General features: G+C 45.2%; 18 protein-coding genes and 1 tRNA gene. 13 read left to right on the top strand and 6 right to left on the bottom strand.

The genetic code is table 11. The features are described 5' to 3' along the window. Positions 1 to 334 precede the first annotated feature (334 nt). From eif1A to QZZ22_RS07485, 4 genes are all read left to right on the top strand, one after another. The gene (gene eif1A / locus QZZ22_RS07500) at positions 335 to 655 is read left to right on the top strand and encodes a translation initiation factor eIF-1A (RefSeq protein ID WP_292463800.1); all 321 of its coding nucleotides are present in this window, start codon (positions 335 to 337) and stop codon (positions 653 to 655) included. Between the two features lie 5 nt (positions 656 to 660). Beyond that, positions 661 to 1,458 carry a serine protein kinase RIO gene (locus QZZ22_RS07495; protein WP_292463794.1) on the top strand — a complete coding sequence of 266 codons (798 nt, stop codon included), beginning with the start codon at positions 661 to 663 and terminating at the stop codon, positions 1,456 to 1,458. A gap of 40 nt (positions 1,459 to 1,498) precedes the next feature. Then, on the top strand, positions 1,499 to 2,038 hold the full coding sequence (locus QZZ22_RS07490) for a KH domain-containing protein (protein ID WP_292463793.1): 540 nt from the start codon (positions 1,499 to 1,501) through the stop codon (positions 2,036 to 2,038). Positions 2,039 to 2,099: 61 nt separating this feature from the next. Beyond that, on the top strand, positions 2,100 to 2,792 hold the full coding sequence (locus tag QZZ22_RS07485) for a DUF1614 domain-containing protein (RefSeq protein ID WP_292463792.1): 693 nt from the start codon (positions 2,100 to 2,102) through the stop codon (positions 2,790 to 2,792). Here QZZ22_RS07485 and QZZ22_RS07480 read toward each other — a convergent pair. Both QZZ22_RS07480 and QZZ22_RS07475 read right to left on the bottom strand, forming a co-directional pair. Next, positions 2,778 to 3,689, bottom strand: a complete 912-nt coding sequence (locus QZZ22_RS07480; RefSeq protein WP_292463791.1) for an ATPase domain-containing protein — start codon at positions 3,687 to 3,689, stop codon at positions 2,778 to 2,780. The genes QZZ22_RS07485 and QZZ22_RS07480 overlap by 15 nt on opposite strands. 75 nt (positions 3,690 to 3,764) lie before the next feature. Then, positions 3,765 to 5,156, bottom strand: coding sequence for a dihydroorotase (locus QZZ22_RS07475; protein ID WP_292463790.1), 1,392 nt, complete (start codon positions 5,154 to 5,156; stop codon positions 3,765 to 3,767). 258 nt (positions 5,157 to 5,414) lie between these two features. Here QZZ22_RS07475 and QZZ22_RS07470 point away from each other — a divergent pair, with 258 nt between their 5' ends. From QZZ22_RS07470 to phoU, 5 genes are read left to right on the top strand one after another with little or no spacing between them, the layout of a single operon-like run. Further along, positions 5,415 to 6,290, top strand: coding sequence for a PstS family phosphate ABC transporter substrate-binding protein (locus tag QZZ22_RS07470; RefSeq protein ID WP_292463789.1), 876 nt, complete (start codon positions 5,415 to 5,417; stop codon positions 6,288 to 6,290). A 30-nt stretch (positions 6,291 to 6,320) separates the two neighbouring features. Then, positions 6,321 to 7,208 (top strand): phosphate ABC transporter permease subunit PstC, encoded by an 888-nt coding sequence (gene pstC, locus QZZ22_RS07465; RefSeq protein ID WP_292463788.1) that lies wholly within the window; start codon positions 6,321 to 6,323, stop codon positions 7,206 to 7,208. A 5-nt stretch (positions 7,209 to 7,213) separates the two neighbouring features. Then, positions 7,214 to 8,071 carry a phosphate ABC transporter permease PstA gene (pstA, locus tag QZZ22_RS07460; protein ID WP_292463787.1) on the top strand — a complete coding sequence of 286 codons (858 nt, stop codon included), beginning with the start codon at positions 7,214 to 7,216 and terminating at the stop codon, positions 8,069 to 8,071. Positions 8,072 to 8,125: 54 nt separating this feature from the next. Then, the gene (gene pstB / locus QZZ22_RS07455) at positions 8,126 to 8,896 is read left to right on the top strand and encodes a phosphate ABC transporter ATP-binding protein PstB (protein WP_292463786.1); all 771 of its coding nucleotides are present in this window, start codon (positions 8,126 to 8,128) and stop codon (positions 8,894 to 8,896) included. Between the two features lie 3 nt (positions 8,897 to 8,899). Further along, a complete protein-coding gene (gene phoU / locus QZZ22_RS07450; protein ID WP_292463785.1) occupies positions 8,900 to 9,550 on the top strand; it encodes a phosphate signaling complex protein PhoU in 651 nt (216 codons plus the stop codon). 29 nt (positions 9,551 to 9,579) lie between these two features. Here the strand turns inward: phoU and QZZ22_RS07445 are convergent, their stop codons facing one another. Next, positions 9,580 to 12,294, bottom strand: a complete 2,715-nt coding sequence (locus QZZ22_RS07445; RefSeq protein WP_292463784.1) for a DNA-directed DNA polymerase — start codon at positions 12,292 to 12,294, stop codon at positions 9,580 to 9,582. A 192-nt stretch (positions 12,295 to 12,486) separates the two neighbouring features. On the opposite strand from QZZ22_RS07445, the gene QZZ22_RS07440 reads away from it, so the two are divergent. Both QZZ22_RS07440 and QZZ22_RS07435 read left to right on the top strand, forming a co-directional pair. Further along, on the top strand, positions 12,487 to 13,671 hold the full coding sequence (locus QZZ22_RS07440) for a PQQ-dependent sugar dehydrogenase (RefSeq protein WP_292463783.1): 1,185 nt from the start codon (positions 12,487 to 12,489) through the stop codon (positions 13,669 to 13,671). A gap of 40 nt (positions 13,672 to 13,711) precedes the next feature. Continuing rightward, on the top strand, positions 13,712 to 14,677 hold the full coding sequence (locus QZZ22_RS07435) for an aldo/keto reductase (RefSeq protein ID WP_292463782.1): 966 nt from the start codon (positions 13,712 to 13,714) through the stop codon (positions 14,675 to 14,677). Between the two features lie 90 nt (positions 14,678 to 14,767). Here the strand turns inward: QZZ22_RS07435 and QZZ22_RS07430 are convergent. From QZZ22_RS07430 to QZZ22_RS07420, 3 genes are all read right to left on the bottom strand, one after another. After that, positions 14,768 to 14,877 (bottom strand) — tRNA-Met (locus QZZ22_RS07430). A gap of 303 nt (positions 14,878 to 15,180) precedes the next feature. Beyond that, positions 15,181 to 15,726 (bottom strand): hypothetical protein, encoded by a 546-nt coding sequence (locus tag QZZ22_RS07425; RefSeq protein ID WP_292463781.1) that lies wholly within the window; start codon positions 15,724 to 15,726, stop codon positions 15,181 to 15,183. Positions 15,727 to 15,834: 108 nt separating this feature from the next. Further along, positions 15,835 to 17,769: an S-layer protein domain-containing protein gene (locus QZZ22_RS07420; RefSeq protein WP_292463780.1), complete on the bottom strand. Its 1,935-nt coding sequence runs from the start codon at positions 17,767 to 17,769 to the stop codon at positions 15,835 to 15,837. A 995-nt stretch (positions 17,770 to 18,764) separates the two neighbouring features. Here QZZ22_RS07420 and QZZ22_RS07415 point away from each other — a divergent pair. After that, on the top strand, positions 18,765 to 19,544 hold the full coding sequence (locus tag QZZ22_RS07415) for an ATPase domain-containing protein (protein WP_292463779.1): 780 nt from the start codon (positions 18,765 to 18,767) through the stop codon (positions 19,542 to 19,544). Between the two features lie 168 nt (positions 19,545 to 19,712). Beyond that, positions 19,713 to 21,092, top strand: a complete 1,380-nt coding sequence (locus QZZ22_RS07410; RefSeq protein ID WP_292463778.1) for an ATPase domain-containing protein — start codon at positions 19,713 to 19,715, stop codon at positions 21,090 to 21,092. The last annotated feature ends 299 nt before the right edge of the window (positions 21,093 to 21,391 follow it).

The raw sequence follows: 21,391 nt of genomic DNA, 5'->3' as shown, positions 1-21,391 counted from the left end.
CATGATGCGAGGACTTCTTTAAAGGCAGCTTTCGTATTTATACCTTGCGACCACGGGGTCAGAAGGACAAATTTGAAGGCCCTGCGCGAGATATGCGGGCTTTCACCACATTACTACGCGGATTTTAACTATTGTTTTTAATCCCATATTAACATTGTGATGAACACATCACTCAGCAAGTCAGTTTGGAGAATGACCAGACCACCCATTCAAACCACCTATTGGATTACCAGGATTAACAAAACAGGAGCATGTACACAACATTTAACAACGAATGATACATAATAATGCTCAAATCAAGGAATAATCAAACTAATATAAGAGAGGGATACCACTGCATAAAAAAAGTGTCACCGAAGAGAATTCTGACCCTGACGCAGTTACTAGAGTCAGAACTCCGCGTAAAGAGAACAAAGAAGTACTTGCGATCGTCGAGAACATGCTTGGGGCAAACCACGTAAAGCTCAGATGTATGGATGGCGTGGTAAGAATGGGTAGAATACCCGGCTCCATGAAAAAGAAAACATGGATACGCGAAGGAGACATTGTTATAGCAGTACCATGGGACTTCCAGAAAGAGAAAGCAGATGTCATCTGGAAATATACGCGCCCACAGGTAAACTGGCTGGAACGTAAAGGCTACCTTAAAGGCTAACCGACATGAAAAAAGAAGTCACCAGAAAAGTACAGCGTATCGACACTCAGGTCGATGAGATGCGCATGAAGCGCAAAGACTCCAACGCACTAAAAGTTACCGAGAACGTATTTGACGACGCTACCCTCAAAACCCTTTATACGATTTCCAGCAAAGGCATAATAAAAGCACTTGGTGGTTCTATCAGCACAGGAAAAGAGGCCAATGTATTCCTGGCTGAAGGAGAGAACAAAAACCTGGCAATTAAAATATACAGGATTTCTTCAAGCACATTCAATTCCATGGAAGAATACATACTGGGAGATCCCAGATTCCGTAATGTAAGACACTCTAAACGCGACATTATATTTGCCTGGACAAAAAAAGAACACCGGAATCTGGAACGTGCGATAGAGGCAGGAGTAAAGGTGCCTGTGCCCATACTTTCCGAAAGGAATGTGCTTGTCATGGAATTCATGGGTGAGGGCGAAAAATCATATCCGCAATTAAAGGAAGCAGGTCTTGAGAAAGAAGATTCCAGGGTTGCCTTTGACACTATTATTAAATATATAGAACTGCTTTACACAAAAGCTAACCTCGTACATGGCGATCTAAGCGAATACAATATCCTTATTGACCCCCATACACAGGAAATCATATTCATAGACATGGGACAGTCAGTCACTCTTGAGCACCCCAGATCACGGGAATTCCTGCAAAGGGATATAGAGAACATAGTACGCTATTTTAAAAAATATGGGATCAACGAGGATCCCGAGAAACTCTATTCGACCATTCGGGAAATAAAAGATAAAACCCAATAGAGAGTAATAGAGCATTATAAACATACACGGTAGATTTATTATGACACATGTGAAAGTTCCCAAGGACAGAATAGGCGCCATCATTGGCCCAAAAGGCAGTGTAAAACAACTCATTGAAAGCAAATCTGGTGCCGAACTGAATATAGACAGTGAGAACGGAGTAGTGGAGGTGCTCCCGGGAGAGGAACCAGTAGGTGCAATGAGAGCTGTGGAGGTAGTTAATGCTATTGCAAGAGGATTCAACCCTGAAAAGACAATTGCCATGCTTGACGATGACATGCTGATGCTCGAAGTGATGGACCTTTCCAAGATAACCGACAGCCAGAAAGACCTCCTCCGCCTGAAGGGCCGCATCATAGGTAAAAGCGGCAAGACCAGAGAGATAACAGAAAGGCTTATCGGAGTTAAGATATCAGTTTACGGAAAAACAGTAAGCGTTATCGGAGGGCCTGAGCAGAACCAGATAGCAAGGACAGCCATTGAAATGTTGATCAATGGAGCATCGCACGGAAGTGTCTATAGTTTCCTCGAGAAAAAGAGACAGGAACTTCTTCAGTCGAGACTGGACTATTACGGCTGATATAATTACATCGAAAGATAAATATTTAAATCAGTCCGGATGATATAATAACGGTGCTTATATGAGAGGCTATCTTACCAAGTCTGAAATCAAGATGTATGCCATTTTTGTATTGTCATTGCTGCCCATAGCAGTCCTGTGTTACAACAAAAGCCTCTACATCGGAACTATATCACCCTTCTGGCTGATAGTAATGCTAATTCTGATGCTTGCCGGATCATTCATAGAGATACCTGTTACAACAATACGTTCAATAAAGAATGAACAACTTTCCAGGTTCGCACCCATAATAGAGGAGATATATGCAGTCCCCCTCACCAGTGAACTTAACAACGGCAAAGAAAGAGTATTCGACACCAAGATCACATTGAATCTGGGAGGCTTTGTGATTCCGGGGATAGCCATACTCTATCTCCTGCTCACACAACCAAACAATACTGCTCTTGAAATAATGCTTATAATCATAGTTGCCGTAACTTTTCTCTCTGAAATCGTCAACGGTATCGGCACCGTTGTTCCGGAATATATAGGTATTCTTGCAATTCCTTTCGCGCTGCTGATATCGCCTCATGAAACAGCACCAATAACGTTCATTGCAGGAATCGGAGGTATACTGATTGGGATAATAGCCCTGACATTCACCTTCAATAAAGAAAAGTATGGAAGCGCCTACCTCAATATAGGCGGCGCCGGAAGTTTTAAGGCAGTCTATGTGACGGCACTCATCGCAAGCCTATTCTCATATTTCGTCTGATGGCGAAGAGGAACCTGTTCTCTCAGCCCTGCGCCTCTCTATCTTTGCCTGCAGCACGTTTGCCGGCAGGTTCAATGCGCGATATTTAGCTATCCCGGAATTAGTGAACCTGAAAGGTTGAGGCGTATGATCCACACGAGTGGCTCTCATTTTCTGTACAGCCATTACTGGCATAGGTGTGGTGTCGATGTCATTGGTCTGGATAAAGTCCAGGAATATGATGCCGTCTCCCAGGAAGTCAAAATCGTCAAATTCTTTCTTTTCAATCCCATGAGCCTTTTCAGTAATAAGCAAAGAGGTGATCATGTTCTTTTTAAGTAATTTATGGAGCCCGCGCCATGATGTGGAAGTCCTGAAGTCACCCGGAGCGGTGAAAACGTTCAGCGAGTCAAACACAACCCGGTCTGGTTTGTGCGAATCGATTATTTCCATCATTTCTTCAGAAGTAAGCATGGAAATACCGAATATTTCAAGATAGCCATCGTCAATGTACTTCCCGACGTCCCATCCAAATCTGGCAAAATGCTGCACTAATTGCTGGGCTCTTTCCTCAAACGAGAAGAATATACATCTTTCACCATTTTTTACACCTTCCATAAGGTACTGCATCGAAAAAGTCGTTTTCCCCGTACCCGGTGGACCTGTAACAATAACAGCGAATCCTTTGGGGAAACCACCTTCGAGAAAGTCATCAAGCCCGGGGATGCCCGTGCTTATACGCTTAATTATCCGGTCGATGTTCTGGGTATCAAGTTTAGCCTTGAAACGAGTAGCATCAAGATTAAGAAGGGCCTTTTCAAGCACAATATTTTTTGCGCCAAGTTCTTTTTCATACCTATCAAGGACTTTGATAGCATCAGCACTTAATGTAGTATGAATGGGGAATTTTGTTTTCATCACACCACCATGTACATAATAACGCATTATATATTTAAAATGTTATGTATTACATACATAAGTTAATTCTTATGTTCATACATTATCGTCAATGTCCTCATCGATCTCATCTTCATTGATGATCAGGCCTCTTCCCGGGAGGAATTTGCCACGTCCCCTGGATGCAGCAACCTCACCATCCCATACAATTTCACCTCTTGCAATAGTATATTCAGGGAAGATGCCCTCCATCCCCTCATATGGCGTCCATCCAGCCTTACTATGCAGACGGTCTCCTTTTATCTCAGAGGACTGACGTGTGTCCACAATTATCAGGTCCGCATCGTACCCTTCAGCAAACACGCCTTTAGAATAGCGGTCAAGACCAAATACCCGGGCAGGATTCCTGCTTGTAACATCGATCATCTTTTCCAGTGGAAGTAGATTCCTTTTTACAGCAGTTAACATCAGAGGAAGCAAAGTCTCCACACCCGGTACACCAGATGGCGCTTTCTTTATATCAGCTTCCTTCTCAGCTTCCGTATGAGGAGCATGATCAGATGCCACCATGTCTATTGTACCGTCATTGAGAGCATTCATCAGGGCCTTTACATCGTGATGGCCACGAAGAGGTGGATTCATTTTCCCGAACGAACCAAGGCGATCCCAATCTTTTGTTGAGAGGAAGAGGTGGTGCGGGGTGACCTCACATGTCATCCCGGAAGAAGATTTCTGCGCAACATACTTCTCCTTACGCAGCAGGCCAACTGTTTCCAAGGCACTTATATGGCAGAAATGTGCTCGAGATCTGTTCTTTTTTATCAGTGCAATAGCCTTCTCAACAGCAAGTGCTTCACACATAGTGGGTCTTGCTCTTGAATGGGACTGCGGTGAAAAGTCACCCTTTAGATGAGCTTCACATTCCAGCCTTATACCCTCGTCCTCGGCATGGATACATGCCATTGCATTAAGGCCTGTAATGACAGACAATGCTTCATCAAGAGTCTGTTCACTGATGTTCAACTCCCCCGTAGATTGGGCCATGAATATTTCACCAAATGCGAATACTCCAAGTCCCCACAGCTCAGCAAGCTTTTCAATGTTACCTGTCACACCTCCATAAATACCAAAGTCAATGATAGATTTGCGATTTGCAAGTTTGAGCTTTTCCCTGAATGACTTTCTACCAGTTGTCGGAGGAATCGTGTTAGGATGTTCAAGAACCGTGGTAATACCCCCGGCTGCCGCAGAGCAGGAGCCTGTATACCAATCCTCTTTTACCGTTAAACCCGGTTCCCGAAAGTGTACATGCACATCAATACCTGCAGGTAAAGTAAGGGCACCTGCTGCATCTATAACCTGATCCAACCGCTGGACATCTATCTGTTTTCCAATCTTTGATATCTTTCCGTTCTGGACCAGTACCTCAGCGGGCTGAAGATTATTATTGAAGAAAACTCTTGTGTTCTTTATCAGAATATCAGGCATGACACCATTTATATTATTCAGTGTATATGCATGTTATGATAGATAACTGTTTGATGAAGGAATCACATTCAATCTATTATCAGCGTAAATAAGCACAGGAATATAGACACAATAGATGCTATATATATAATATATACCCACGCGCCATGTATCCTGAATATATATAGTATATACAGAAGAGTTATGTATTCTATCCGTGTAGGTTTACTGTCAACTAAGCAAAATATAGGGAAAGTAAACTGAAAGGTGAAGTATTAAATGTCAAAATTAATTTCAATATGTTCTATTGTATTGCTGCTCCTTGTAGCAATATTCACAGGCATCGGCTGCGTGGACAATAATCAGAACGATACAGGAGAAGTTCAGACCGCAGAATCATCCAGCGTCACTATAAAAGGTTCTGATACCGTGTTGCCGCTCTCTCAGGCAGAAGCTGAAGATTTCATGATAGAGAATCCAAACATGAGAGTGACAGTCATTGGTGGAGGTTCCGGGGTAGGGATTGCAGCACTCATTGATGGAGAGATAGAGATTGCAATGGCATCAAGAGAGATGAAGGATTCCGAGATACAGCAGGCCAGACAGAACGGAATTGAACCACTCGAGCACACTATTGCATGGGATGGCATTGCAGTTGTTGTAAATCCTGAAAACCCAGTTTCACAACTCACATATGAGCAGCTGCAGGGAATATACGATGGTAGCATCAGTAACTGGAAGGATGTCGGTGGAGAGGATCGCGAGATAGCAGTCATCACCCGCGACAGCAGTTCCGGCACTTATGAATATTTCAAAGAAGAAATACTTGTGGACAGGGAATACCGCCCTGATGCACTCGCTCAGCCAGCCACCGGAGGAATAGTTCAGGAGATATCCAGAAACAGGGGAGCAATAGGCTACATAGGATTCGCATATCTTGATGAAAGTATAAAAGCAGTCGCACTTGATGGGGGAGAAGGTTACATCGAAGCAACTGAAGAGAACATCCTCAGTGGAACATATCCTTTGTCAAGACCACTCTATTACTACACTGACGGTGAACCCCAGGGTGCTACCAAAGAATTCGTAGATTTCGTCATGAGCCCTGCCGGCCAGGCAACAGTTTCCGAGATAGGATACTTCCCGGTACAGTAAGAGCATCATAGAAGGCAGAAAGGATAATAGATGTTCAAAAGAAATGGAACGGAGAAGGGTATAGAATCACTGCTCTTTGTTTCTGCAGTAGTGGCAGTCCTAACCCTTTTCCTCCTCTGTATTTTTCTATTCAGGGATGGAATCCTGCTTTTTAAAGATTACCCCCTCAGCAGTTTCCTGACAGAGAAGAACTGGTACCCTACGGCCCTAAACCCCAGATTCGGGCTTCTGCCTTTATTGCTTGGATCGATCATCGTAACTTTTGGAGCCATTATATTTGCAGTACCCCTTGGAATTGCGTCAGCAATATACATCTCCGAACTTGCACATCCCAAGGTCGCCAGTGTACTGAAACCCGTCACAGAGATACTTGCAGGCATTCCTTCGGTGGTGTTCGGCTTCTTTGGACTTGTGGTGCTTGTTCCCCTGCTACAGGATGCACTTGACCTTCGCACCGGACAGACCGCACTTACAGGATCCATAATGCTTGGGATAATGGCACTACCTACTATTATCTCCATATCAGAGGATGCCATCAGCTCCGTTCCAAGGGCTATTAAAGAAGGATCTCTGGCCCTTGGGTCCACTAAATGGCAGACTATCCACAAAGTGACGGTACCTGCAGCACTTTCAGGTATATCTGCTGCAGTAATGCTTGGAATAGGACGAGCCATCGGCGAGACCATGACAGTTATGATGGTCACTGGAAACACTGCTATAATACCGGGATTCCCATCAGGGCTTTTCGAGCCAGTAAGGACAATGACAGCCACAATTGCACTGGAGATGGGAGAGGTTCCACAGGGAAGCGATCATTTCCATGCTCTTTTTGCAATCGGCTCAGTGTTGTTCATAACCACGTTCATCATCAACATCGTAGCCAGTCATGTTAAGAACAGGTACAAGTTCAAATTGTGATAACCATGTTTCCAAATGCAAAGATCAATGAGAAGATCGCTTTCACCCTTCTTCGGATGGCCATGGGACTTGTGGTGCTTTTTGTACTTATCATCCTGTATTATATCATCTCCAATGGCTACAGCGTCATCAGCCTGGAATTCCTGACAAGCATGCCAGCAAACAGGATGACTGCAGGCGGCATATACCCTGCACTGGTCGGGACCATCTACCTGATAATAGGTTCCATGGCGTTTGCCCTTCCTCTTGGTATTCTTGCAGCTATCTACCTGAACGAATATGCCAAACCTGGAAAGGCCACATGGACCATTGAGATGGCCATCAGCAACCTTGCAGGAACACCGTCTGTAGTATTTGGCCTGTTTGGAATTGCGATGTTTGTAAAGTACATGGGATTTGGAGCATCGATACTTGCAGCTTCCCTTACATTGGCACTGCTTATCCTGCCGGTGATAATAAGAGCAAGCCAGGAAGCCCTTATCACGGTCCCGAAAGAGTACCGTGAGGCTTCACTTGCCTTGGGCGTTACAAAATGGCAGACCATCCGTAAGGTCGTACTTCCTGCTGCCATACCGGGAATGGTAACGGGGGCTATCTTAAGCGTCGGAAGGGTAGCCGGTGAGACAGCACCAATCTTACTCACAGGTGCGGCTTATTTTCTGCCAAGGCTGCCAGACTCAGTATTCTCACAATTCATGGCGCTGCCTTACCACCTGTTCGTGCTTGCCACGGCAGGTACCAACATAGCACAGACAAGGCCTATCCAATATGGAACGGCACTGGTCCTCCTCCTCATTGTGCTCGGGGTGAATATTTTTGCCATCGGCATACGCAATCATTACAGGAGGAAGATGCACAGATGAGTCTATTGATCCGATATCCAATAAATCTAAAACAAGATATAGAGGTAACATTTAATGCCAGATAATTTTGAGAACGGCACAGAGATAGAAGTCAGGGGCCTTAACCTCTGGTACGGAGAGAATCATGCCCTGCATGATATATCTATCGACATACCGAAAAACAGCGTAACAGCTTTTATTGGCCCTTCAGGTTGTGGGAAGTCCACTTTCCTGAGATGCCTCAACAGAATGAACGACCTTATTCCAAATTGCAGGACAGAAGGTAAAGTAAATATTAGTGGCCAGGAGATATATAATAAGGATGTCGATGTGGTCGATCTGAGAAAAAAAGTGGGAATGGTATTCCAGAAACCAAACCCATTCCCCATGTCAATACACGACAATGTTGCATACGGCCCCCGAATTCACGGTGCAGCTAAGAAAGAAGTAAGCGGCATCGTTGAATATGCACTGAAGTCCGGTGCTTTGTGGGATGAGGTTTCGGGCAGGTTGAATACTTCAGCCCTTGACCTCAGTGGAGGACAGCAGCAGAGACTCTGTATCGCAAGAACCCTTGCAGTAAAACCTGAGGTCATACTCTTTGACGAACCCTGCAGTGCACTTGATCCCATATCCACGTCCAAGATCGAAGATCTGATACTTGAACTGAAAAAGCAATACACCATAGTCATTGTGACCCACAACATGCAACAGGCTGCAAGGATATCTGACCATACGGCATTCTTCCTACTGGGAGACCTGATAGAATTTGGGAAAACCGAGCAAATATTTGAGAGCCCACAAAAGAAGGAAACTGAGGATTATATTACAGGGAGATTTGGGTAAATTATGACACGCACACATTACCAGCACAGCCTGGATGTTCTTAAAACGAAAGTACTTGAGATGGGAGAAAAGTCACATAAGTTGATCGCAGATTCCATACAAGCCCTTGATCTAAAGGATATCGAGCTTGCCGAACAGGTGATCAAGGGAGATAAGGAGATCGACGATTATGACCTGATGATCGAAAGATGTGTTTCCCAGCTGATAGCTCGTGAAAGCCCCACGGCAGGAGATATGAGGTTTGTAACGTCATGTTTCAAAATATCACTGGACCTTGAGAGGATGAGCGATAACGCAGTGGATATTGCCAAAAGCACCAGATGCCTTGAGGAGGGTCATACGAAACCACCGGGCAATATTTTAAAGATGGCAGGGCTGGGGGAAGAAATGCTCAGGCAATCCATGAGAGCTTTTGACACACTAGATGAGGACCTTGCAAGAGCAACAGCCAGAGAAGATGACAAGATAGACAGGCTCTTCTATGAAACCCAGCAGGAACTCATTGAAATGATGAGCGAAGATAGAACCATAATCAACAACGCATCTTACCTCTTGTTTGTGATACGTTACCTTGAACGTATCGGAGACCATGCCTGCAACATTTGTGAGAGCGTTGTCTACATGGCATCGGGCGAAAGAGTGGACCTCAATTAAAGTTTGAGGGGAAATAAAAAGAGCAGGAGCTAGAAGTCGAACAGGGAACTCTGGGACTTGGTTGAGGGAGTGTTCTCCGACGGCTTTTCCTCTCTTTTTTTCCTATTATTTATCGGTGACTCCTTTGGCTTGTCTGAGAAATCGAACAGTCCTTTTTGTTTTGAGTCATAGTCGAGGTTTCCAATATCCACACCAAAGGCATCCAATATGCGCTCTACGGGCGGAAGTACCTGTTTTTTTATGTAATAGTCTACGTCGATAGGTACATTGTGCTCCCGAACATATTCGGGGTCTTCCGCGCGGTTGACGAAAAGATCCCTACCTGCAGTTATGACAAAGGGAATGCGTTCTCCGACAGCCGGAGGTGCGCCAGTTCGTTCTTCTATCTTTTCAACGACTGTAAGATGTGGTTGCTTGTTCTTATAACGAGAAGCGTTCTTTGAGAACATGCGCGTCATGGTAAGGTCATCGATTATATCCTTATCCTTGCGGACATCGATGTTCCTTACACGGTCCACCACTTCCCGGACATGAGCCACCGCTGCTTCCACCTTACCCTCCTTGAGGACAAGTTCAAGGACCCGGTTAAGGGTTTTGGAGGTCAGCTCACACCAGTCCCTCCGAACGGTTTCCATACCTTTGACCTTGATAGAATCGTTCCAGCCGTCGCCCGAGCGTTCGAATATCCATAGGGCATATCTCTTCTTTGCAAGGAGAAGACCTCTCTTTGCTATTGACTCGAACTCAAGCTCCATCGGATCAGGCAGAGATGCTGAGACCGTGCTTGCAATTTTACTGCCCACAAGCCCGGCATCATCAAGCGAGATAGCATCCTTTGAGGTACACTGAACGAACACACTGTCCGTATCCCCATACACTACTGAAAGTGATATCACCCTGTCACCTTCTTTGATGGCATCGACCTCCTCAGTGAAAAGGACCTGGCTATCCCGGAGTATGACCTTATTGATCTTGCCATTGATTATGGAGCGTGTGTTGAGGATATTCTCCCTGCCAAAACTTGTAACTGCATTGGCGAGTGGGAGACTATATAGCCTTGCCCTTGTGTAACCTGAATAACCATAGAAACTGTTCAGTAGTATTTTCAGTGCAAGCTGAGTGGCGTCAAGGACACGGTGCTCTTCTTCGGTAGAAGCACTTTTCATACGCTTTTTCGTTTCGCTCCTCCTGTTCAGAAGATTCTCCAGGATAGCAGGCATCACGCCCTTAAAAACCTCTGCGGGCACAAACTCCCCACCAGAAGGTGGCTTTATAGTCTCGCCTTGCGGACGGTCCTTCTCAACTACAGTTGTATAGCAGAGGTTGTGTGCCATCATTATCGTAGGGTAAAGGGACTTGTAATCCATTATAACGATGTTCTCAAGAAGTCCCTTCTTCGGCTCAAGGACCTCTCCACCCTTGAGTCCTTCACTGCTGAGATTTCTGAAGCCGACCTCATCATCGGAGGGTTTTGGAGGAATGACACGATCCCGTTTACCGTATTCCCTGAGCAGCAGGTTATCCACCATGGAGGTCTGCCCGCCATCTACTACTTCCTGTAATAGGGAGCCGCTCACCTGAGCTACCGCAATGTATTTGTCAAGCAGCCTGAGCTTTAGGAGGAGTTCCAGGGCGAGGTCCGAATCACGCTGGGCATAATCAATAAAGCGCAATATCTTCTCGCCGGAATCATTCCAGTGATCTTCCATCTCAGAGGGAGCGATATCCAGCTTTTCCCTTTCCAGGAGTTCTTTTGCTACGTTACGCAGAGTGTAGCGCTTCAGGCTGTACTGGCTCCTGACCAGAGGAAGTGCATCGACAACAACCCTGCCAGGCATTGATACCATTGTGCGGGTGCCGATCTTCCGGTAACTGAGCAACCTGCCATCTCTACCTGTAACAGGTTTGACAGTGCTTACCGGATCGTTCAGGATGCTTACCCTGTCAACGATATATGGTATGTCAAAGTCCAGGATGTTGTAGCCACCGACTATGTCAGGGTCATACTGCTGAAACACTTCAAAGAAACGATTCAGCATTTCAGCCTCGTTGACGAATGTTTCCACGTTTCCTGAAACACCCTCTACAGCTTTTGAGACAAGAACGATAGCCTCGTGCCCTTCATAAGCAGGACTGAAAGAGACACTGAGCATTATTATGGGAGATGTTTCAGGTGTTGGCATAGAGCCGCCAATTGGCAGGCATTCAATATCGAATGTGAGGTACTTCAGAGGAGCTATAAGGAGTTTTTCGGTTTCCTTTATCGAAGATGCGGTAATCACATCATCACAGGATATCTTCTGATCCGGGGAATGATCGGGTGAGGGTTCCACTGATACCCAATTCATCCCATGCAGTTCACGGTCTATGAGAAAACGGTTCCTGAAGAGGATATCGGTCTCATATATCTCTTTGACTGCAGGGATACTAGCTATTTCATCTCGTATCTCAGGCACGTTACCCGGGTCATAGGTAGTCACCTTCAGCATGGGCCTTGGAGCTGATTGATAGCCTACCGGCTCGAACTTCTTGACTATTTCCACTTTTTTTATCATTGAAGAAAAGCGCTCTTTGAGCAGTTCCCCGGCAGACTCCGGGTCACTTGTTGTATTAACATAGAAATACGGTTCGAAACCAGGCACAAAACAGCAGACGCTCCTGCCATCCTCTCCTCTACCGAAAAGCCGGATGACGGGTCCTTTGTCCTCACGGACATAATCAGCGTCCAGTATCTGGAAATTCATGGTTTCCCTTATGGCTGTACTATTCATATATGTTTTGTTTTAGCTTCCCTCCAGACCAAAGGATAACGAAAATGAATAACATACCCTCCGAGGATATCGAATTAAAGGTTGGAGAAAAATTATTTCTATCAGGCCGGAGAAAGGTTCAATCAATTACATTTGGGGATGTAAGTATTAAAGGGGGAAGTAAGTATGAACAAAGACTACATAGATTACTGGTGGGTGTTCCCTGGATTCAAAATTGAACGCGTGCTGTCAGGACTGAAATTGCCTGTGAACATTTCTTTTGTACCAAATCCAGGAGATAAAAAAAAGGATCCATTGTTTTACTTCACAGAATTATACGGCCAGGTAAAAGCAGTAACTAAAGACTATACAGTGCATACTTATGCTGAGAACCTGCTGGATTATGAGCCTACCAGTGAGTTTCCTGGCAGTGGGGAGTCCGGAGTTATAGGGATCTGTGTCGAACCCATTACAGGTGACCTTTTTATCTCGCTGGTATACAAAGAGAATGACGATACCAAAGCCAAGGTAGTAAGAACGAGCAGCAGGAATGGCCTGAAGATGGATTCATGGGGAAATATCATAGACAACATACCTTCTACACTTCGTTCCCATCAGATACAGGCTGTTACTATCGGTCCGGACAGTAAGCTTTACATTAATAATGGAGACGGCGGTGCGGCCGGAAAAGCCCAGGATGTGAATGATCTGCGGGGTAAAATACTCAGGCTGAACCTGGACGGCTCTATACCGTGGGACAACCCATATCCTGAAAATCCCGTATTTGCCATGGGCCTGAGGAATCCTTTTGGCGGAGTATGGAGGAAAAGCGATAATCACCTATACATTTCAGATAACGGGCCGCATAAAGATGATCGCCTTGCAAAGATAGAGCCTTATGGGAATTACGGATGGCCCGGAGATATGCGCAAAGGATCCATATTCTGGTGGCACCACACCCAATCTCCGACAGCGCTTGATTTTATGCAGGGAGGACAGTTCCCACCCCAGTTAAACGACCACCTGTTCGTGGCACTGTTCGGGAACACCTACAGCGAAGGAAGAGTAGACGGGAAGGGTAAGCGGATAGTTAAGATGGAGTTTAACGCGCAGGCAACTGCAGTCAGATCATATGACGATTTTGTGATATACACCGGAAAAGGGCCGGCAACTCCCTGCGGCCTAGCCTTCGGACCTGATGGGTTGTACTTTTCAGACCTTCATGGAGAAAAGGATAGCGGAGGAAATATCTACAAAATAACCATCGATGCCAGGAAACTGGAAGAACTGATAGAGTACGGAATGGAAGACCAGTATCCGGGATTCTGGACAGAACTACAGAGCTGGGCCAAAGCAAAGGGAATAGCCTGATCGTCCTGAAAATGGAGTGTAAATTAGAGAGGGGATATTAATGGAATACACAAAAATAGCAGGAACTGATGTGGAAGTATCCAGGATAGGCCTGGGAACCCAGCCCATAGGTTATTTCGACAAGGACCTTGGAATGCAGACTATCAGGAAGGCGCTTGATGAAGGCATAACCCTGATGGATACTGCACCTGTATACGGAGATGGCAGAGCGGAGGAGATCCTGGGAGATGTTTTGAAGGATTACGACCGCGAGGAAATGATCATCTCAAGCAAGACCGGAATGGAAAAGGTGAACGGAAAATCTGTACGAAATGCCAGTCCTGAACTAATGGAAAAGACACTTAAGCACTCGCTTCAAAGGCTTGGCACAGACTATATAGATATTTTCCACATACACTGGCCGGACCTGATTCAGCCTGTAGAGGAAACTGCCAGGTTCATGGGCAAACTCAAGGAAGAAGGAACGATCAGGTCTATTGGAGTCAGTAATTTCAGCTCCGAGCAAATTTATGACTTTTGCAGGTATGCCCAGGTGAATGTCTGCCAGCCCCCCTACAATTTGTTCGAGAGAGATATTGAGGTTGGAGTATTACCCTTCTGCCAGAAGAACAACATAATCCTGATGGCCTACAGGTCCCTCTGCCAAGGTCTGCTTACCGGGAAGATGAGCAGGGATGCGGACTTCAGCGACCATCCGGTCAAAAAAGCCGACCCCAAGTTCCAGCTACCCAGATACCTGCAATATCTGGAAGCTGTGGAAAAGATAGACGAGTTCATTAGAGAGAAGCATGACCGGACAGTGTTGGACCTGGCCATCCAGTGGATACTGGGCTACAATAATACTATAGCCCTCTGGGGCGGATGGAAGCCTGAACACATGGAACCTGTCAACGATGTATTTGGCTGGCAGCCTGATCAGGGAACAAGGGACCAGGTGCGGGAGATAGTCAAAAGAACAGTGAAAGATCAGGTTGGACCGGGATTCCTGGCTCCACCCACGAGATAGATGCTACTGCAAATAAAGACTTAATAGAAATCAGATAACTCATAAAGCATTGCTTAATCTTCGAAATACTGCATTGCAAAAATTGTTACATGCCCGGAGCGTGACTCGAACACGCGACCTCCAGATGTCTCAGGAGATTTGGACGCACGGTTAAATATTCCCTATGAGTCTGGCGCCCCAACCGACTAGGCTATCCGGGCAATGCAGCATGTAAAAGGGTAAGGTTATATTAAAGCGTATCGATTGGATATCGAATAGAGGAGAACAAAATTGATTTCTGGTTAAAGGGCCATTTTTCATTTCATATACTGGCTGCTTTTTGAAGTTCCTGTTCAAGACACAGATTTACGCAGATGAACACGGATTACGGAATAGAGGATTTAGAGATTCTCTGCAGGTAAAGTCCTTGCAAATCGATGTTATCCGTGCCGGAGATATAATCACAAAACAGTCCAACGAATTATTCCAGGGCTCTGTCGAAAAAATAGTAAAAAGAAAACGGATCAGTACCCGGTCACTTCTGCAAGGTTACGTATGGCTGCAGGGTCCACGGAGTTGCCGCCGACAACGATGACAAAGTTCTCGTTGTTCCAGATGTACTTGTACCTAGCGGCCTGCGTTCCGTCTGATGTTGTGTAAGTTGTGATCCTGGTTGCTCCATGATCGTTAAAGGCTTCTTCTGCAAAGCGCTCCCCCGAGGAAAGCGGTCTGAAAGTGGCCTTGTATTCTTCCACAAATCCTTCTGCTGCAGAACTGCTCTCCAATTCGACAGCATGAATATAGTAATCTACCGCATTTGTATCCTGATAGAGTCCTTCCGCTGCATCAGAAATATCCGATACTTCCACATACTGCCTGCTAACATCACTTGCAGTCATGGCTCTTGAGCCCAGGTATTCAAAACCGGATGCATTTTCAACAACCACAATATCAGCGGCATCTACTTCGGACATGTCCCCGCCATTACTGTCTATGCAGCCGGACAGTGACAAGGTGAGAATCATGACAGCAAGTGTGCTGTACACTAAAAGATTTCTGTTTAGTTTCATCTGTAAACCTCAAACTGCGAAATAATGCATTCGCCGTTATCAAATCAAAATGCATTAAAAAAAGAATTGTAGAAGGGAAAATCCCTTCTAGCGTTTATTTATTGTTGTTTAGTTCCTTCTGACAAGGTATGCGACTGCAAGGAGACCTGCAATTGCAAAGATTGCTTCAAATCCAGGAACCTCGTCGTCGCCTTCAGTGTCGTTTCCTGGAGTCTCAGGGGTCTCTGGAGTCTCTGGAGTCTCTGGAGTCTCTGGAGTCTCTGGAACATCAGTCTCGTTGCCCGGTGTTACTGGTTCTTCACCCTCATCAGGCTCGTCTGGCTGGCTTACACCGTCGTCTTCGATAGTTAGCTCAGCGAATGGGTAGTACCTGAGTGCGCTGTCGTCAGCTACCTTGAAGCTCATGCCCTGTGCAATTGAGATTGTCTTGTCCTGTGTAAGGGTTATGGAGTTAGTGTTTTCCATATTGAGAGTGCCACTTCCAATTGTCACAACTTCGAGCTTGTCGAATGTGTCATCGGTCTCGATTTCCATTACATTCTCGTAGTCCATGAGCCAGGCACCTTCGACAACTGCAAGGCTGTCAACCTGTCCCTGGAAAACATTGGTTACTGCGACCTTCATCACAATTACATCATCCTCACCGGCGACGTCATCTGCTTCATAGGTCCAGACAACTGTACCGTTGGATACATCGAGAATCTCATCTTCTACGAATTCTCCGTCCTTGGTGAACTCCATCCAGACCTTGTTACCTTCAACATCGATCTGCTTTGCAGTGAGTGCATAGCCTCCTGGGAGCTCAAGAGCTGTACCTGTCCTCAGAGTGTACTTGTCGTCAGAGTCAAGGAGCAGCTTTGAGAGCTTGTCAGGGGTTGTGCTGTCCAACGGAATGTACTTCTCTGCGAAGAGACCCATAACGTTGTACTTAGGATTGCTGGTTGTATTCAGATTGGCGCTTGCATAATCAACAGATGCAATTGAAGTGTTGTATGTAAGGGCACCTGCTGCAATGTTACGAGTGCTGATTGACGAAATATTCATTATTTCAGTTGAAATGTCGTCATCCAGATCATAGTAGAAACCTGCGAAGTTTGTAGCAGTCCACGACTGAGCACCTGTGCCTGATGCAACTTCACCGCGGATCTCATATGTGCCGGGTTCTGTGAATTCTTTCATTACATAGAATCTCGGTGTGCTGTCGTCAGCTACCTTGAAACTCATACCCTGTGCAATTGAGATTGTCTTGTCCTCTGTAAGGGTTATGGAGTTAGTATTTTCCATCTCGAGGGAAGTGGCTCCTACATTCACAAGTTCGAGCTTGTCGAATGTATCATCTGTCTCGAGTTCCATTACATTCTCGTAGTCCATGAGCCAGGCACCTTCGACAACTGCAAGGCTGTCAACCTGTCCCTGGAAAACATTGGTTACTGCGACCTTCATCACAATTACATCATCCTCACCGGCGACGTCATCTGCTTCATAGGTCCAGACAACTGTACCGTTGGATACATCGAGAATCTCATCTTCTACGAATTCTCCGTCCTTGGTGAACTCCATCCAGACCTTGTTACCTTCAACATCGATCTGCTTTGCAGTGAGTGCATAGCCTCCTGGGAGCTCAAGAGCTGTACCTGTCCTCAGAGTGTACTTGTCGTCAGAGTCAAGGAGCAGCTTTGAGAGCTTGTCAGGGGTAGTAGCAGTCAATGGGACGTACTTCTCTGCGAAGAGACCCATAACGTTGTACTTAGGGTTGCTGGTCGTATTCAGATTGGTGCTTGCATAATCAACAGATGTAAGTGTAGTGTTGTATTGAAGGCCACCTGCTGCAATGTTACGACCGCTTACCGTAATATTCATTGTCTCAGTTGATATATTGTCATCCAGGTCATAGAAGAAACCTGCGAAGTTTGTAGCATCGAGTGAGTTAGAACCTGTTAAAACAGAACTCCTTACCTCGACACTGGTAGCTGCACTTGCTGACATTATGGTTAATGCCATGAGCATAAGGGCAACTACTACAGTTGTCGTTAATTTAGTCATTTTTGTTCCTCCGTTTAGTACTAATATTAAAGAGTGAGAATCAGTGAATAAAGCACGAATTGTGCTTTATGGCTTCAGCAGGACCGGACGAATTGTCGGGTTCGTTTATTGCCGAAGGAGACTTCATCACCCTCCTAATCCCGTCATATTGGATTACAAGTGTTCTATTAAACAATTGCCGTATTAAATCTTTTGTGGTCAAATTTCGGGGAATTATCACACTGCACTGGCAAGTATCGATGCATTTGACGGTAAATGTCGAATTAAAAGGCGCCACGTTCGATAAATAACGATCGAAAATGGGAATTTGGGTTCTTTTATATGTGCTCAGATAAAAACCTATCGAACCGGTATATTGATCAGGTAAGCTCGATAGCATATGGTCTTTAGCATCTATTGTACTAAATAAATAATGCATGCAAGTAAGCAGAGACTACCAGAGTCAAGTAAATATAAATCTCATTTATATTCATTTCTCCTCAGGTTAACTGAATTTGTAGGGAACTGAGAGTATTAATTATTAGTTCCAAATTATTTCGGCTTAGAAGAGGTTATCAAATTAGAATTTTGGCTTAAAGACCTATTCTTTTTTCATTAAGGTCGATGCCTTTTCCAGATTGTTTATCAGACACGGGTTTACAGGATTAACACAGATTCAAGGCAATACCTCTACCACTAAAATAACATAAGTGTTCATCGGTGTAGAGTGATGTTAATTAGTGTTTTAAGTGTCATAAATAGGATCACTTAAGTATTTCATCAGGCTGCTACGCCGTCAAATTAAATACGGGTTTCAGGAGCTAATTTGATATCCTCTAGAAGAATAGTCCAGGACATATGTGGACTAACCATCATTATAATAAGCATCACTTCAATATATTTATATATACCATACAATAAAAGACATAGCGTTAAAATCATTCATCCAGTTTGATGCAAAACATTATTTACCTGTTACAGGGAGTTATTGACCTCATAAGGAGTGAAAAAGTAAAATGTTCGATGGAGCAGTTTCTGAAGAAATCTCAATGGAAGATGCGATAAACCGGGTCAGGACAGGCATACCCGGCTTTGATGAATTATGCGGAGGCGGACTCATCAGGGACAGGACCTATCTGATATCCGGTACATCAGGAGCAGGGAAGACAAATTTCTCGATCCAGTTTATCTATAACGGCATTACCAAGTACGGAGAGAACGGAATTATAGTCGCGACAGAAGAGCGGCCCGAGCAAATAAGGGAAAACGTCATGAAGTTCGGCTGGGACCTTGAGGCTCTCGAGGAAGAGAACAAGCTGGTCATAATAGATGCATGCTCCACCAAGATAGGCATTCCCTCACAGGAGAAGTATGTGGATGTACGGCCTTTTGACATCCGCTCCATGATGGATCAGATAATAGCCACACAGGAAGAGATCAACGCCCGCCGTGCGCTCATCGACTCCACCACATCCGTAAGCTTTTACCTGCAGGACCCCGCTAAAATAAGGATTGAGCTCCTCAAGCTCAGTACCACTCTGGAAGTCATCGGCCTCACCTCCATGATGACCTGCGAACTTGTAGAGGAGGATAACCCTTCCAGGTTCGGGGTGGAGAATTTCGTCACTGATGGGACTATAGTCCTGTATTACAAACGGCATGAGAACGTGCGTATGAGGAGCATGGAGATATACAAGATGCGCGGCTCCGACCACAGCAAAAAGATTCACCCATACGATATCACACCCGAAGGGTTCGTCATACATCCGCACGAAGAAGTATATTCGATGTTCTGAGGGAAAGCGAGCTTATTGTGGCAGACACAACACGTAATCCACAGATGGATGTATTCGAGTCCAGGCATTACTCCACGCACAATTTGCCTTCATGACATAGATACTGTACACAGACATCCAAATGAAGAACTTCCATGGCAACAGTAAGCTGTAAATAGAAGCGGTAAAATGGAAAAATTGAAAAACATCCCCTGCGGGATTGAAAGCCTTGACGAACTGTTAGGAGGCTTTAAGTCACCTTCCACACTTCTGATAGCAGGGACAGCAGGCGTAGGAAAGAGCATAATGTCCCTGCAGATGCTTTCTCAGGCAGCCAGGAACGGGGAAAAAACACTTTATATTCCGATAACCACCGAAAAGGCGCACAAGCTGAAGATGTATCATTCAACACTTGACTTCTTCGACGATTCATTCCATGTACATGCCATAAACCGCCAGATATCGGAAAAGGACCCCCTCACAACATTGATAGACATGGGCAATGTGATAGAGTCCGTCAAGCCCGACAGGCTTGTCATAGATCCGATCACACCGCTTGGCTTCGGATTCGTCGAACAGGAGCGCAGGCGCTTTTTTTATACATTGGACTCGATGCTGCAGGAGAGAGACATGCTTACCCTACTCGTAGGAGAGCTAGTAAGGGAAGAATTACACAGGTCAGTCATCAGCCACCTTTCCGACGGCATAATATATCTTTCCAGGGAAGATACCGGCTCAAGAGCAGATCACTGGCTCGAATTCATAAAAATGAGAGGGATCGATCCTGGCAAACGTTCAGAGATCACGTCCTGCAAATACCTATACGATATAACATCAAGTGGCTTTACGATTTACCCCCACCTTAAACCGGAAAAGGATTTCATGCTGGATGAGTCGCGTGTCGGAGCAGGCATTGCTGGCCTTGACAGCATGCTCGGCGGAGGAATGATCAGGTACAGCAGCACTTTGATCGCAGGAAGACCAGGCACCGGAAAAAAGATATTTGGTCTTCAGTTCATCTACCATGGCCTTCAAATCGGCGAACCGGGACTAATCGTAACCTTTGAAGATTCACCCCACCAGTTACTCATGGATGCAAAAAAGATGGGCTGGGACCTGAACCCGTATATAGAAGAAGGATTGCTTCAGTTCATCTGCACTAACCCAGGCAATACATATCCTGCTGAGCATTCTCTCCTGATAAAGAGCAATATAGAAGATGCTAGAATAACAAGAATATTCTTCGATGGCATCAACAATCTGGAGATTTCCATACCCGATCACCTGAAGTTGCGCGGATATTTGCATTCCCTCACAAGCTACCTCAAGAGCAAGAACATTACCTCACTCTTCACAACAGACACAGAATCCTGTGAGTGCCCCGGAGACGAGAAGATAGATTTTGCATATCTGATGGATTCAGTGGTGATCCTCCACAGTTCCAGCTCAAACAGCCGTATGTACATGTGCATAACGAAATCAAGGGGAACGAAACACAAAAATGCCGTGAGAGAATACTCCATCACAGAAGAGGGCATCAAACTACGCACTGATACCCTTATCGGATAGTTTTCTATTCTGGAGGATGTCCGATTAAATTTTTTATTTGAAAGTCCATTTATTTTTTCATTAAGACCATCTGTTTTTCGAACTATTGTTTAAGGCACGGATCTGCAAGATTAACACAGATTTGCAAAAAAGCTAATATTAGAGCCCCGCGAAAAAGAGAACAGTGTTAATCCGTGTCTTGGTATTTCAGGATGAATGCGGATTAGGGAATACTAAGTAACGCAGCCAAATTAGGATAAGAGTTTCAGGAGCTAATTAGATATCCCATTCCGGATGGTTAAAGCCGGGAGATATTTAAA

It is taken from the genome of Methanolobus sp., from assembly GCF_016278365.1.
GTDB lineage: Archaea > Halobacteriota > Methanosarcinia > Methanosarcinales > Methanosarcinaceae > Methanolobus.
The sequence above is the reverse complement of the archived record's forward strand: the minus strand, read 5'-3'. Positions and strand labels throughout refer to the sequence as shown.

Coding starts and splice junctions, on each gene's coding strand:
- pstC (WP_292463788.1), top strand. CDS start 6,321: ATGTTCAAAAGAAATGGAACGGAGAAGGGTATAGAATCACTGCTCTTT.
- QZZ22_RS07480 (WP_292463791.1), bottom strand. CDS start 3,689: ATGAAAACAAAATTCCCCATTCATACTACATTAAGTGCTGATGCTATC.
- phoU (WP_292463785.1), top strand. CDS start 8,900: ATGACACGCACACATTACCAGCACAGCCTGGATGTTCTTAAAACGAAA.
- QZZ22_RS07425 (WP_292463781.1), bottom strand. CDS start 15,726: ATGAAACTAAACAGAAATCTTTTAGTGTACAGCACACTTGCTGTCATG.
- pstA (WP_292463787.1), top strand. CDS start 7,214: ATGTTTCCAAATGCAAAGATCAATGAGAAGATCGCTTTCACCCTTCTT.
- pstB (WP_292463786.1), top strand. CDS start 8,126: ATGCCAGATAATTTTGAGAACGGCACAGAGATAGAAGTCAGGGGCCTT.
- QZZ22_RS07490 (WP_292463793.1), top strand. CDS start 1,499: ATGACACATGTGAAAGTTCCCAAGGACAGAATAGGCGCCATCATTGGC.
- QZZ22_RS07435 (WP_292463782.1), top strand. CDS start 13,712: ATGGAATACACAAAAATAGCAGGAACTGATGTGGAAGTATCCAGGATA.
- QZZ22_RS07445 (WP_292463784.1), bottom strand. CDS start 12,294: ATGAATTTCCAGATACTGGACGCTGATTATGTCCGTGAGGACAAAGGA.
- QZZ22_RS07495 (WP_292463794.1), top strand. CDS start 661: ATGAAAAAAGAAGTCACCAGAAAAGTACAGCGTATCGACACTCAGGTC.
- QZZ22_RS07485 (WP_292463792.1), top strand. CDS start 2,100: ATGAGAGGCTATCTTACCAAGTCTGAAATCAAGATGTATGCCATTTTT.
- QZZ22_RS07440 (WP_292463783.1), top strand. CDS start 12,487: ATGAACAAAGACTACATAGATTACTGGTGGGTGTTCCCTGGATTCAAA.
- QZZ22_RS07415 (WP_292463779.1), top strand. CDS start 18,765: ATGTTCGATGGAGCAGTTTCTGAAGAAATCTCAATGGAAGATGCGATA.
- QZZ22_RS07410 (WP_292463778.1), top strand. CDS start 19,713: ATGGAAAAATTGAAAAACATCCCCTGCGGGATTGAAAGCCTTGACGAA.
- QZZ22_RS07470 (WP_292463789.1), top strand. CDS start 5,415: ATGTCAAAATTAATTTCAATATGTTCTATTGTATTGCTGCTCCTTGTA.
- QZZ22_RS07420 (WP_292463780.1), bottom strand. CDS start 17,769: ATGACTAAATTAACGACAACTGTAGTAGTTGCCCTTATGCTCATGGCA.
- QZZ22_RS07475 (WP_292463790.1), bottom strand. CDS start 5,156: ATGCCTGATATTCTGATAAAGAACACAAGAGTTTTCTTCAATAATAAT.